A 13,666-nucleotide genomic window follows, 5' to 3' on the forward strand; every position below is an offset into this window, starting at 1 on the left:
TTAAAGCGATGAATTATGCAACGCAACATCATATCGGGAACTATCAGCATACCCGAACAGAAACGACAACGGCAATTGCACCGACAGTTGGGCGAGTTCGCCAATTTGATGCAAAGACCAAAGGACGCAAACCAAGTGCAGAAAGACAAGCAGAAATCCGTACCAATAGCAATGCTACCAATGGTATTCTAAAGTGTACGTTTCTGCCCAAACTAAAAACGGCATCATCCGTACAGGCTTGTCAGAAAACGGAGAGGGATTTTTACAAGTCCCTTTCCAAACTTGCCAAGCATTACAGGATTGAACCAATGCAGACCAACAGTTTTAAGTTTCCCTACAATATAACATTGGCTATGTGGGATATGGAAAACAAAGTAAAGCGTACCAACAGCAATTGGGATGGTTTCAGATTGGTAAAGGATAGCAGGAAAACCTATTTTATAGGCGAGGAACGATACAACACAGGAACAACCTTGTATTACATTCCCGTTGTGCCACTCTTTAAAATGCTCAAAGACCCAAAGCGTAAAAAGACCGCACAGCTTTTACTATCGGTATGTAGTTATCTGTATCATATCGCTCAAATTCCGTATTACAGGCAGGAAGAAAGTTATCTATATTGGTTGTACGAAATGATGACAGATTGGGTGGAACAAGACGAGGAAACGGCAGAAACCGAAACCAACAAACGTGAATTGAGAAATGCCGAATACATTGGCGATAAAATAGAAAAAAAGCTATTTAACCGTATCAATCTAAAGGTATTTGAACAGCGTTTGAACCGATTTAAAATTGCTGATGCGTTCGATAACGGATGCTGGCAAGTGGCTTGTAATGCGTTTGACCTTTTTACTGAATATCCGAATGCAAGCATTTTCCGAAACGCACCAATATCCGAAGAAGACCCTTATAATGATGATGACGAGAATGAAATAATCGGAATGGAAAAATACATTTCATTTATTGCAGATACTAAAGGCTGGTTGTACGAAAGTCTTTCAGATACCATCAACAATGAATTTAACGAGTACGGAGCAATGGCAGAACCTACTATTTCCAAGCGATTTGACGGAAGTGAAATACCAACAGCAAACCTTGATTTTGAGAACCGTTTATTTGGTTTATTGAATGATTTGAGTGGATTATTATATGAATACAAAACGATAGAAAAATGAACACCTTAAACGACATAACCAAAGACTTCGGCACATTGTACCATCCAAAATCTGCTTTAGTTTTCTACGAAGCCAATGGAAAAGATACCGATATGTTCGTGGAGCATTTTGATATGGACAACAATGGAATACCTATCAATGCGCATCCATTAACTGTAAAAGAAGCCAATGTATTGGCTAAGTCCTTACAGACCGATGATGAAAAGAACCAAGCTTTTTTAAAACCAAAAGGGATATTGCCCACTAATATTCTGCATATCAATCCGAGTGCTGAAAAAGCCACGGTATTATGGTACACGAAAGCAAAGCAAAGACAACTTTATTTTGTGGACAGTTTGGGCATACCCAACGGAAAAGCACAAGTACCGCCAATGCTTTGGTTGGCAAGCAAAAACAGCCTTTCTGTATTTGCTTTGGCAAACGACAGAAGACCCACCGAGAAAACGCCTTTGCATTATGCACCTTTCTTCAATATCTACGAAAAAGGCAATGTATGTATGGGTACTGTGGGTATTGACGTCAAAAATTCGGCTTCGGTTGAGGAATTTATACAGGCGTGGGAACATTATTTTTTCAATTCCTATTTCAGTCATTCATTATGCGAAAACGTGACAAGAAAAAACATTGTAACCCTTTGGAAAGACCTTATCAACACAGATAAACCCTTTCGTAAAGAGGTATTGAAAAAGAACAATAAAACCCTTAAAAATCTATTGTGATGAATACAGCAAAAACAGCAGTACATTTTACAGATAATTACCTGCTCAATCCAACCAATCCGATTTCGGTAAACCTTATCGGAGCAGGTGGCACAGGTTCAAAAGTATTGACCGCCTTAATGGAAATAAACGAAAGTTTGATAGCATTGGAACACGCAGGGTTACAAGTCCGCCTTTGGGATGATGATGTTATCACAAGTGCCAATTTGGGCAGACAGCGTTTTGCAGAAAGTGAAACAGGATTATACAAATCCGTTGCTTTAATCAACCGATGCAACCGTTGGGCAGGTACAAATTGGAAAGCCGAAACGGTAAAATTTGAAAAAGATAATTTTGGCAGATTGCCCGAAGAAGCAAGGGCAGTTATTACCATTACTTGTGTGGATGGCGTACAGGCAAGGTTTGGCGTTGCTGAAATTTTAAAAGAAATAAGCTACCGCAGACACTATCAAGATGAGCCAAAATATTGGGTTGACTTTGGAAATAGCCAACACACAGGGCAAGTTATATTATCCACCATCGGAGAGATAAAACAACCAAATTCTGAAAAGTACGAAACGGTGGCAAGCCTGCCATTTGTTACCGATGAATTTGGCGAACTATTGAAGCAATCTGAACAAGAGGACAGCACGCCAAGTTGCTCACTTGCTGAAGCGTTGGAACACCAAGATTTGTTTATCAATTCATCGCTTACACAAATGGGTTGTTCTTTGTTATGGAACTTGTTTCGCAGGGGAATGACTGAATACAAAGGATTTTTTCACAATCTGAAAGATTTCCGCACCCACCCGATAAAAGTTGCCTAAAAGCCGAAATCGGCGGGCAAAAATGCAATTCCTCCCTACGGTCGGAAACGCATTTTTGCGGTTTAAAGCGGATGCAATCACTTTGCAAAAATGCACCGGCTCACAATTCCATTTCCTTACATTTTACCAAACAGGTTGCGAGTTTTTTGCGTGGGATATTCAGTATCCCATTTTTTGTTTTTGGTAATGACTTCTTTTCTTTTCACACAGCGACCAAAGAAAAGATTCTGTGTTGTAAAACAATTTTTTTTAGTTTTTTTGGTGTTAAATTGTGTACAATAACTATAAATTGTACTTTTGCACCACTCAATGAAAAGAACAGTACAAATATCATCCCAAGTTACTCCGCCTTGATCTTAGGCTAACTGTTATATTTCCCAATTTTAATTTATTGGCTTTTTTATCGTACCCAAAGGTTTTTTCTTTTGGTGCATCTCTTTTTTATTTACATTTTTAATATTTAAACATACTTTTTTATGCAGAAAGTTATTAATCTGTTTGATTTCAAACAGAAAATTAATTACAAAAACGAAATTCTTGCGGGTCTTGCGGTGGCTATGACCATGATACCTGAGTCTTTATCCTTTGCTATTCTGGCAGGGCTTTCGCCTTTGACAGGGCTTTATGCAGCTTTTTTAATGGGTATTGTTACTGCAATTTTGGGAGGCAGACCCGGAATGGTTTCTGGGGGAGCCGGAGCAACGGTAGTAGTACTTATCGCATTGGCAGCATCACACGGTGTGGAATATCTTTTTGCTGCGGTTATATTAGCAGGTGTACTGCAATTTTCAGTAGGAATTTTTAAACTGGGTAAATTTGTCCGCCTGATCCCACAACCAGTAATGTATGGTTTTTTAAACGGCCTTGCAGTAATCATTTTCATGGCACAGGTAGCTCAATTTAAAGTTGTAGAAAACGGGATAGAAGGTTGGATGCAGGGGCCGGCGCTTTATCTAATGGCTGGATTGACATTATTAACTATAGCCATCGTATTTATATTGCCAAAATTTACAAAAGCGGTTCCTGCATCTTTAGTAGCAATAATAGTTGTCTTTGGTATTGTATATTTTTTCGGCATCGATACTAAAAAAGTTATTGATATCGCCTCTGTAGGAGGCTCTTTACCTTCATTTCACATCCCTGCTATTCCTTTTACTCTGGAAACATTGAAAATTATTTTCCCTTATGCCTTGGTAATGGCAGGGGTTGGATTGATTGAAAGTCTGTTAACGCTTAATATGGTTGATGAAATAACCGGCACAAAAGGACAATCTAACCGTGAGGCTGCCGCACAAGGTATAGCCAATATCACCAACGGTTTCTTCGGAGGAATGGGTGGATGTGCAATGGTTGCCCAGACTTTAGTTAATGTAGGAGCTGGAGGAAGAGCCAGACTTTCTTCAATAGTTGCAGCCATAGCAATCTTATTGATCATTCTTGTTGCTGGTCCTGTAATCGAGCAAATTCCAATGGCGGCATTAGTCGGGGTGATGATGATGGTAGCTATAGGTACATTTGAGTGGGTCAGCTTTCGAATTATTAATAAAATGCCTCGACACGATATTTTTATTGGCATGTTGGTAGCAGTTATAACCATAGTATTGCACAACTTAGCTTTAGCGGTTTTGATTGGTGTAGTCATTTCGGCTCTAGTATTTGCCTGGGAGAGTGCTAAAAGAATACGTGCAAGAAAATATGTAGATGAAGATGGTGTAAAGCATTACGAAATTTTTGGGCCGCTCTTCTTTGGTTCTACTGCCGCATTTATTGAAAAATTTGACGTACTAAATGACCCGAATGAAGTTGTAATTGATTTTAAGGAAAGTAAAGTAGTTGATATGTCTGCTATTGAAGCTTTAAATAAAATTACGGAGAAGTATCACAAGGAAGGTAAAAAACTACATTTACGTCATTTAAGCCAAGATTGCAGGCAATTACTTAAAAATGCAGAAACAGTTATTGATGTGAATATTATTGAAGATCCTACCTACAAAGTAATGACTAATAAATAGCATCGGAATACCCAAGTTTAATATTACAACTACAGCAATAATTTTAAAAAAAATTATTGCTGTTTAAATTTATTATCGTAATATTGCGATATATTTATTTTTATAAAACTGATGGGTGTCACAAAAACCGAAATTTTTACAGAACAGCAGAACCATTTAGCTAGTATTTTAAAGGCACTGGCTCATCCTGCTCGTATAGCTATACTGCAACATATCATTAAACAAAATGCCTGCATCTGTAATGATCTTGTAGAAGAATTGGGATTGGCACAAGCGACAATTTCACAACACTTGAAAGAGCTGAAAAATATTGGTATCATTAAAGGAAATATAGAAGGAACTAGTGTATGTTACTGTATTAATGAAACAGTCTGGAATGAGATTAAGAAGGAACTCAATAGCTTTTTTGTCGAGAATGTAAATAGTAAAGAATGCTGTTAAGCTTTTTTTTAACACCAAATCATCGTAACATTGCAATATAACATTTATTGAGTTAATATCAGAAATATGAAGCTATCAAAAATTAAAGAAATCCTGCCAACATTAGTAAATGTTGGATTTCAATTAGAAAACGGAACCTTAGTTCCAGAACATTTCCACGTTACCGAAGTGGGACAAATTACTAAAAACTTTATAGACTGTGGTGGCGTAATCCGTTCGGAAAAAGTTGTAAACTTCCAATTATGGAATGCAGACGATTTCGAGCACAAATTAAAGCCAGCTAAGCTATTAAACATCATCAAGCTATCCGAAGAAAAATTGGGCATAGAAGATGCGGAAATTGAAGTGGAATACCAAAGCGAAACGATTGGTAAGTATGATTTGGATTTCAACGGAGATACATTTGTACTGAAAAATAAAACAACAGCTTGTTTGGCTCAAGATGCCTGCGGTATTCCTTCCGAAAAAGTAAAGAAAAATTTGGCAGAACTGCCTGTAAATAATGCTAATGCTTGTACTCCAGGTGGCGGATGTTGTTAAAATTGAATTTTTATGTTTTCAAAAATCATTCATACAGATAATTCAAAGACAACAATCATAATCCGACTGATTGTTGGAGGTGTTTTTTTATCGGAGGGCATTCAAAAATTGCTGTTTCCTGCCATTCGTGGAGCGGGACGGTTTGAAAAAATTGGCTTGCCATCGCCTGAATTTTTTGGAAGTTTTGTAGGCATATTTGAAATCCTTTGCGGAGCGTTTATTTTGCTGGGGTTGCTTACAAGGTTAGCAAGTATTCCGCTCATCATCATTATGCTGGTTGCCATTGCCACGACCAAAACATCTATTTTGGCTAGCGAGGGTATTTGGGAATTGCTGCACGGCAGCCGTACGGATTGGGCGATGCTTTTGGGAAGTATGTTTTTGTTAATCAAAGGCGGAGGTAATTGGTCTATTGATAAAATCGTAATGAGAAATGGAGCGTGATATTCAAATAAAGGAAATTGCCAAACTCTTTCTAAAGCTCGGTTTTATTGGTTTTGGAGGTCCCGCGGCTCATATTGCTATGATGCAGCAGGAGGTAGTAGTGAAAAGAAAATGGATGAGCGAACAGCATTTTTTGGATTTGTTGGGAGCTACTAATCTCATTCCTGGCCCCAACAGTACAGAAATGGCGATACACATCGGCTATGACAAAGGCGGTTGGAAAGGATTAATCTTTGCAGGGTTATGCTTTATTTTACCTGCGGTTTTCATTACCGGGATATTTGCATGGTTGTATCAGCAATACGGACAATTGCCCGAAGTACAGCCCTTTATTTACGGTATCAAACCTGCAATCATCGCTATTATCATAGGAGCTGTTTTTCCATTAGCAAAGAAATCAGTAAAGTCCACATTCTTGGCGGTTGTAGGTATTCTTGTTTTGGTACTGTCATTATTCGGCATTAGTGAAATCTATTTGATGTTTGGAGCGGGATTGCTGGCAATGGCCTTGTATTACCTTCAGGATACAAAAAATACGCTCCAAAGTTTTATCCCGCTCGCATTCTTACAAATCGCACAAAGCCCCTTACTGTCTGAAACAAATACCAAATTATTTTGGATATTCCTGAAAATTGGTGCTATCCTCTACGGAAGCGGTTATGTTCTTTTCGCCTTTTTAGATACGGAATTAGTTGCAACGGGCTTACTCACCCGGCAGCAATTAATGGATGCTATTGCTGTTGGACAGTTTACCCCAGGTCCTGTTTTTTCTTCAGTTACGTTTATTGGCTATCAAATCAACGGACTATCCGGAGCAGTTATTTCTACGATTGCTATTTTTCTGCCGTCGTTTATTTTAGTAGCATTGCTAAATCCCTTGATGAAAAAAATGCGCCAATCTAAAGGACTGTCCATTTTTCTCGATGCGGTCAATGTGGCATCTGTTGCAATCATAGCCGCTATTTGTCTTACAATGGGCAAAGAAACTATTACTGATTGGCGGACGATATTAATTGCAATGATAAGTGCGATCGTAGTTTTCAAATTCAAAAAAATAAATAGTGCCTTTGTGGTTATTGGAGGAGCATTATTAGGGTATTTATTTAATCTTATCTAAAGTTATCTTAAACAAAATATTTAAACAATAAAAATTAGACAAAATGAAAATAGCATTATTCAGTGATATTCACTCCAATTTACCTGCATTAGAAGCATTTTTTGAAGATGTTGAAAAAAGAAAACCAGACAGTATTTATTGTTTGGGCGATTTGGTGGGCTATAATATTTGGCCAAACGAAGTGGTAAACGAAATCCGTAAAAGGAGAATACCAACCATTGCCGGAAATTACGATTTTGGCATTGGCAGAATGAGCAACGAATGCGGTTGTGCCTACAAAACAGACAGTGAAAAAGATAACGGAAATATTTCTATTTCATTCACAAATTCTTTGATGAAAGATGAAGAAAGAGCGTATTTGCGTACACTTCCAGCCCATATCAAAGTAGAATTTCAACTGAATGAAGATAAATTGAATTTGCTTTTGGTACACGGAAGTCCGAGAAAAATAAACGAATATCTTTTTGAAGACCGTGAGGAAAAAAGTATGCTTCGCATTATGGAGCAAGCCGATGCAGACATTATGTGCTTCGGACACACACACAAACCTTATCACAGAGTTTTAAATTCGGGTATTGACGGTCAAAATCATTTCAGACACGCCATTAATATCGGTTCGGTTGGTAAACCGAAGGACAGCGATGTAAGAGGCGGTTATGTAATGTTTACGATTAATGAAAACAGTTCTGTGTTGGACAAAGATAGTATCAGTGTAGAATTTATACGCTTTGATTATGATATTGAAAGGGCTGCAAAAGCAGTTGAAGAAAGCATTTTACCAAACGAATACGCAGAAAATTTAAGAAGAGGTTACTAATCTAAAATTTATAAAAATGGAATTTCCAACCGAAAGAAAGTATTCAAAAGAACATACCTGGATAAGCATACAGGACAACACAGGTACAATAGGCATTACAGAATTTGCGCAAAGTGAATTGGGCGAAATCGTATATGCGGATTTACCAAACGTTGGATATAGTTTTCAGCAGGACGAAGTATTCGGCTCTGTTGAAGCAGTTAAAACGGTCAGTGATTTATTTATGCCTGTATCGGGTAAAATCACTGAAACGAACGAACTACTTTTGAAAGCACCAACACTCATAAACGACCATCCTTATAAAGACGGTTGGTTGATTAAAATTGAAATAAAAGACATTACAGAATTAGAAGACTTATTGACATCAAACCAATATAAAGAACTTACAAATTAGCAATGCAACCAAAATTAAAATTCTTAGACAGATACCTTACTTTATGGATATTCCTTGCAATGGCAATTGGCGTGGGTTTGGGTCATTTCTTTCCCAATATTTCTAATGTTACCAACAGCTTATCTGTTGGCACTACCAATATTCCATTGGCAATAGGATTGATATTAATGATGTACCCCCCCTTGGCAAAGGTTGATTATTCCTTATTGCCCAAAGCATTTAGAGATAAAAAAGTAATTGGCATATCCTTATTGCTCAATTGGGTAATCGGCACGCTATTGATGTTTGGATTAGCGGTTTTGTTTTTACGTAACGAACCCGATTATATGACAGGCTTAATTCTTATCGGTTTGGCAAGATGTATTGCCATGGTCATCGTCTGGAGTGACTTAGCTAAAGCAAACAGAGAATATACAGCTATGTTAGTTGCATTAAACAGCATCTTCCAGATATTTACTTACAGCTTTTTAGTTTGGTTATTCATCAACGTATTACCTGCAAAATTAGGATTAGCCAATTTCAATGTAAGCGTATCCATGAAAGATGTTACCGAAAGCGTATTGATATATTTAGGTATTCCATTCCTAGCAGGTTTTTTAAGCCGTTACTTCCTTATAAAATCAAAAGGTATAGAATGGTATAACCGAAAATTCGTCCCCGCAATATCGCCAATTACCTTGTACGCTTTACTGTTTACGATAGTATTAATGTTCAGCTTGAAAGGCGATAAAATATTGGAATTACCAATGGATGTAGTAAAAGTAGCCATACCGCTAATCATCTATTTTGTGTTGATGTTTTTCGTGAGCTTCTTTATCAATAAATCTCTTAAAGTTCCTTACGACAAAAACGCATCCATCGCATTTACAGCCACAGGAAACAATTTTGAATTAGCAATAGCCGGAGCAATATCGATTTTCGGCATTCATTCGCCACAGGCATTTGTGGGTGTTATCGGCCCACTGGTAGAAGTTCCGGTACTGATATTATTGGTAAAGGCAAGTTTATGGCTAAAGGAGAAATATTATAGTAAAAAAGACTGAATTTAAATTTCAGTCTTCTTACTCTTTCTTCTACTTGATAAATTCAAAATCACATATCCTATTATACCCGCAATGAGTGATGTTATTAAAACAGATAGCTTGGCCTCTTCAATGAAAACCTGATTGTCAAATGAAAGCATAGATATAAATATGGACATTGTAAAACCTATTCCAGCTAATAATCCTAAGCCAATAATGTGAATAAAGTTACTGTTTGCAGGAAGTTGACCTATCCCTAATTTAGAGCATATCAAAGAGGTTACAACAATGCCAATGGGCTTACCAAAAATCAATCCCAGTGAAATACCTAAACCTAAAGGGGAAGTCAGTCCTTCTATCATTTCCTGATGAATTGTAATATTTGTATTGGCGAATGCAAAAATGGGAATAATTAGAAAGTTAACAGGTTTTACAAGTGCATGTTCTAGTTTCTCTAACGGAGATTCAACTTCTGTATCATTGGTTGGCAAGGTCATCGCTACCAGTACACCTGCTATAGTGGCATGAATGCCAGAATGATGCACAAAATACCATATAAACACTCCTGGTATTAGATATAGATAGGGATTCTTAATATTGAATCGGTTCATCAAAATCAGTACTAGTATTCCAATTCCGGCATAGCCTAGATAGCCTAACTCAATTCCGGATGAATAGAAAATGGCAATTACTAAAATAGCTATGAGGTCATCCACTATCGCCAAAGCCGCTAAAAATATTTTTAAACTGGTTGGTACTCTTTTGTCTAACAGCGAAATTACGGCCAATGCAAAAGCAATATCGGTAGCCATGGGAATACCCCAGCCGGAAGCTGTCGGGGTTCCTGAATTAAAATATAAATAAATCAATGCGGGGACAACTGCTCCACCGATAGCAGCAAGGATAGGCAAGATTGCTTTTTTAGGAGAAGAGAGTTCTCCTTCAACAATTTCTCTCTTAATTTCCAGACCTACCAACAGAAAAAAGATTGCCATCAATCCGTCGTTGATCCACATACTTACGGAATAATTGAGGTGTATGGCTTCATTTTCATACCCCAGCTTTGTGTCCAATAAATTTTGTAGCGGAACGGCCATTGATGTATTTGCCACTATCATTGAAATCACTACGCATAAAAAAAGGAGGAAACCTCCAAAATTACTTGATTGAACAAAGTCTTTGAAAATATTTAAATTGATCTTATCCTTCATGTTTTAAATGTAAAAGTTAAATATCGCAATTTACCAATATTAACTTACTCTGCCTCATAGATGGGTTCTAAATCTATGAAATAAGCTTAATTTGGGTAATAAATCCGTGTCACTTTGTAGTGAAGATCTATTAAAATTATGCATGTAAAATCCTGACATAATAGCTAGTAAGCTAATACACTTTAAAATTGTAAGGAACTGTGTTGGGGCTATTTCCTTAATTATGGTAATGTTATAACTTCTGATGAGATTATTTTGCGTTCATATTCTGAATCATAATAGGCATTACTTTTCCATAATATGTATGTCAATTCCAATAATTTCCTTTGGATGGCAACTATAGCCTTCATTTTAATCCCATGCCTTGAAACTATTCTTAAGAAAATATCTCTGAATCTTTCATCAGTCCTGATTGCAGCCAGTGCCGGAAAGTGCATTACTTTCCTTAAATTCCGATTACCCCGCTTGGATTTAAAGCAAAATCTGCTCTCGCCCTTCTTCACTTAGATTATATTATACAAACATAGGAGAAGCAAAAGAACGTCGCCTGATTAATGATGGTTTATAATAGAATATTTGCCATAACCCTAGCATCTAATTCATTAAATTTGTCCTTAAAACAAATAGACTAATTCCTAAACAAAATACCCAAATTTTCTAAATTAAGGGGTTAGCGGTAAAGCTATAATACAGGTCATAAAAGATGAAATACTTAGTAAAGAACAAGGAGCTCGAATTGAAATATGAAGCAGGTAAAGGTGCTTGGACATATCACATCCAAGTACCTAACACTAAACATATCGTAGGAAAATGGGGCTCATTGAAAGTATCTGGTACAATTGACAACTACACAATTGACAGTATTAATTTGTTTACGATTGGAGGACAAGACAAGCTAATTTCAATTAATGACAAAATCAGGAAAGCAATCAGCAAAAGTGGTGGCGACACTGTAACTGTGACACTTTACTTATTGACTTCAAAGGAGCCGATTACAGAAAAAGAAATATTAGATACTTTTAGAAATTCGGGTGTTTTAAAATCGTTCAATAAATTACCAAAAGAAGATAGGATCAAAATTATTGAAAAAATATCCTCTACAAAATCCGAGGACAAACAAGTAAATCTAATTTTGAAATACATTGACCAATTGGGTGACGACAATGATTAAGCAGTCTTCACTTGATTTCCTTTCTACTCTCAAGCACAATGGTTTGAACAAAAAAATGGCATTACTTTAAAACTGTCAGTAAAAATAAATTTCAAAATGATTGAAACTGAAATCTCAATAACCGTAAACAGGAAATCCGATATTACCTTATTAGAGCAAACAATCGTCGGTAACAAGTTCCAATTTCCGGTTTACATTCGGGAATATGAATTTAGCTATCAAATAAATTTTACAAGTGATTATGAGGAATGGGAATTAGACACGGCTATTCTCAATTCTTTTCCTGGATATGAATTTACCACCGACCTTGAAAAAGGACGGAAGGAAATACGGGTTCAAATATCCCGATACCAATCAGAATTATCGACTGATGGCTGGGGAAGACGGATTGAAAATCCTTTGGATGAAACGAAATATCTTGTAAAAGCATCGGTAAATAATCCTGAAAAGTTCAACCCTAAAATCAAAGTCTTGTTTGAAGATAAAGAGCAGTACTACTTTGTAAATATTGCAGATGGTGTTAACAGTGCTACTGAAGAAAAAGGTTTTTTGCTTCTGGATCATTTTAAAACCAATGAAACGGATGAAGCAACATTTTTTGATAGATTATACAAATCTCCATTAGAAGCTTTTCATTCAGGATACTATAAGTTATCTGAATTGGTTGACAAGGATTTTAGCACTTATCTTGAAAACAAAAAGAAAGAAATCAGAGAAATTCAAAAACAACCACGAAAAATCATCAGAGATTTTATAAACGCCTTTAACAGTTCCGATGAAAGTAGTATCCTGAAAAATCTTGACGAAAATATCATTTTTGAAGTTCGTAAAAACTGGAAAACATTATTTGAAATCGAAGGGCTTTCAAAATTCAAAGAGTATCTGAACTCATCCGATCAACAATTGTGTGGTAAGAATTTTAAAATCAGGTCATCTTGGAGTTTTAGTTTACCCAACGTGACTATTGGAATAAAATATTTTCCGCCAGCTACAGAACAGGATATGCTCCCTATTCAAAAATATGAGCAGATAAGGTTTGTACTAAATGATAAAAAAATCGCTAGTATTTTGTATGAGAATTAGTGAATTTTATCCTAATTGATAACGGCTTCTATTACTTTTCTAAAATATTCCGCATCATTACCAATCAGCAAGTAACTTGAAAAACCAATATCTAAAAGATATTTACCCACTTTCTCATCATCAATATCACTATGTGCAATAAGTTTTATAGTTGGATATTTTGTTCTTAATTCTTGAAGTTCAACAAAAACATTCTTGTTGTAAAAATCAAGGTCGATAATACAAATTTTTGGGAGTTCATTTAATGAAGATAATTGTGATAGTCCATCTTCAATGCTTTCCGAACGAAATAAGACTTCAGTTCCTGAAGCAATGAGGTCTTTACAAATGAAATCTAAAATTGGGCTTTTATCATTGATAAAGGCGAGTGTAATTTTTTGTTGGGATGTACCAGTTTTCATATCATCATACTTTTTTAAAGTTGATGTAGCCCTGCACAAAAAGAAAGCGCAGGCAACTACACTTACCGCACATTGAGGCACTGGTATACCCGACAACGAATAAGCGAGCGCCCACGCCTATGGCATGAGCGTTCTTCCTTATTGTCCCGTTGTCTAAAAATTACCAGTTTTCAATGTGGGACTTAAAGCAAAAACACTTTAAGTATTTCTATATTTTACATAGCAAAGATACTAAACTCTTGCTATTAGATGTATTAATGCAACAAAAAAGCTTAGTCTGAATTAGTTTTGTGATTGATTGGATATTCCGGAC

Annotated in this window: 16 protein-coding genes; 13 read left to right on the forward strand and 3 right to left on the reverse strand. The window is 36.4% G+C overall.

From position 1 onward, the window contains the following. Positions 1-8 precede the first annotated feature (8 nt). The 11 genes from A9970_RS25670 (at position 9) to arsB (ending at position 9,508) form a co-directional block, all read left to right on the forward strand. Positions 9-1,175, forward strand: a complete 1,167-nt coding sequence (locus tag A9970_RS25670; protein ID WP_037438462.1) for a hypothetical protein — start codon at positions 9-11, stop codon at positions 1,173-1,175. After that, entirely contained in the window at positions 1,172-1,894 is a 723-nt protein-coding gene (locus A9970_RS25675) for a PRTRC system protein B (RefSeq protein WP_037438463.1), read from the forward strand. Before A9970_RS25670 ends, A9970_RS25675 begins: the two co-directional genes overlap by 4 nt. After that, positions 1,894-2,700, forward strand: a complete 807-nt coding sequence (locus A9970_RS25680; protein WP_132778939.1) for a PRTRC system ThiF family protein — start codon at positions 1,894-1,896, stop codon at positions 2,698-2,700. The genes A9970_RS25675 and A9970_RS25680 overlap by 1 nt, the downstream gene beginning before the upstream one ends. Before the next feature lie 476 nt (positions 2,701-3,176). Next, a complete protein-coding gene (locus A9970_RS25685; protein WP_002978310.1) occupies positions 3,177-4,712 on the forward strand; it encodes a SulP family inorganic anion transporter in 1,536 nt (511 codons plus the stop codon). Positions 4,713-4,823: 111 nt separating this feature from the next. Further along, positions 4,824-5,153 carry a helix-turn-helix transcriptional regulator gene (locus tag A9970_RS25690; RefSeq protein WP_002978307.1) on the forward strand — a complete coding sequence of 110 codons (330 nt, stop codon included), beginning with the start codon at positions 4,824-4,826 and terminating at the stop codon, positions 5,151-5,153. 66 nt (positions 5,154-5,219) lie between these two features. Beyond that, positions 5,220-5,693, forward strand: a complete 474-nt coding sequence (locus A9970_RS25695) for a DUF6428 family protein (RefSeq protein WP_002978305.1) — start codon at positions 5,220-5,222, stop codon at positions 5,691-5,693. 12 nt (positions 5,694-5,705) lie between these two features. Next, entirely contained in the window at positions 5,706-6,137 is a 432-nt protein-coding gene (locus tag A9970_RS25700) for a DoxX family protein (RefSeq protein ID WP_002978304.1), read from the forward strand. Next, positions 6,127-7,254 carry a chromate efflux transporter gene (chrA, locus tag A9970_RS25705; protein ID WP_002978301.1) on the forward strand — a complete coding sequence of 376 codons (1,128 nt, stop codon included), beginning with the start codon at positions 6,127-6,129 and terminating at the stop codon, positions 7,252-7,254. The genes A9970_RS25700 and chrA overlap by 11 nt, the downstream gene beginning before the upstream one ends. Positions 7,255-7,297: 43 nt before the next feature. Then, entirely contained in the window at positions 7,298-8,071 is a 774-nt protein-coding gene (locus A9970_RS25710; protein ID WP_182984181.1) for a metallophosphoesterase, read from the forward strand. 16 nt (positions 8,072-8,087) lie between these two features. After that, a complete protein-coding gene (gene gcvH / locus A9970_RS25715; RefSeq protein ID WP_002978297.1) occupies positions 8,088-8,465 on the forward strand; it encodes a glycine cleavage system protein GcvH in 378 nt (125 codons plus the stop codon). Positions 8,466-8,467: 2 nt separating this feature from the next. Then, positions 8,468-9,508: an ACR3 family arsenite efflux transporter gene (gene arsB / locus A9970_RS25720; protein ID WP_132777329.1), complete on the forward strand. Its 1,041-nt coding sequence runs from the start codon at positions 8,468-8,470 to the stop codon at positions 9,506-9,508. A 2-nt stretch (positions 9,509-9,510) separates the two neighbouring features. Here the strand turns inward: arsB and nhaA are convergent, their stop codons facing one another. After that, the gene (gene nhaA, locus A9970_RS25725) at positions 9,511-10,698 is read right to left on the reverse strand and encodes a Na+/H+ antiporter NhaA (RefSeq protein WP_002978293.1); all 1,188 of its coding nucleotides are present in this window, start codon (positions 10,696-10,698) and stop codon (positions 9,511-9,513) included. A gap of 221 nt (positions 10,699-10,919) precedes the next feature. Beyond that, positions 10,920-11,201, reverse strand: a complete 282-nt coding sequence (locus tag A9970_RS25730; protein WP_262496547.1) for a transposase — start codon at positions 11,199-11,201, stop codon at positions 10,920-10,922. 200 nt (positions 11,202-11,401) lie between these two features. Between A9970_RS25730 and A9970_RS25735 the strand changes: the two genes are divergently transcribed. Continuing rightward, the gene (locus tag A9970_RS25735; RefSeq protein WP_037438465.1) at positions 11,402-11,869 is read left to right on the forward strand and encodes a DUF1905 domain-containing protein; all 468 of its coding nucleotides are present in this window, start codon (positions 11,402-11,404) and stop codon (positions 11,867-11,869) included. A 96-nt stretch (positions 11,870-11,965) separates the two neighbouring features. Further along, positions 11,966-12,952 (forward strand): hypothetical protein, encoded by a 987-nt coding sequence (locus A9970_RS25740; RefSeq protein WP_037438466.1) that lies wholly within the window; start codon positions 11,966-11,968, stop codon positions 12,950-12,952. An 11-nt stretch (positions 12,953-12,963) separates the two neighbouring features. Here the strand turns inward: A9970_RS25740 and A9970_RS25745 are convergent, their stop codons facing one another. Further along, on the reverse strand, positions 12,964-13,353 hold the full coding sequence (locus A9970_RS25745) for a response regulator transcription factor (protein ID WP_037438467.1): 390 nt from the start codon (positions 13,351-13,353) through the stop codon (positions 12,964-12,966). Positions 13,354-13,666: the final 313 nt, after the last annotated feature.

Source organism: Sphingobacterium sp. UME9, from assembly GCF_014170215.1.
Lineage (GTDB): Bacteria > Bacteroidota > Bacteroidia > Sphingobacteriales > Sphingobacteriaceae > Sphingobacterium > Sphingobacterium paramultivorum.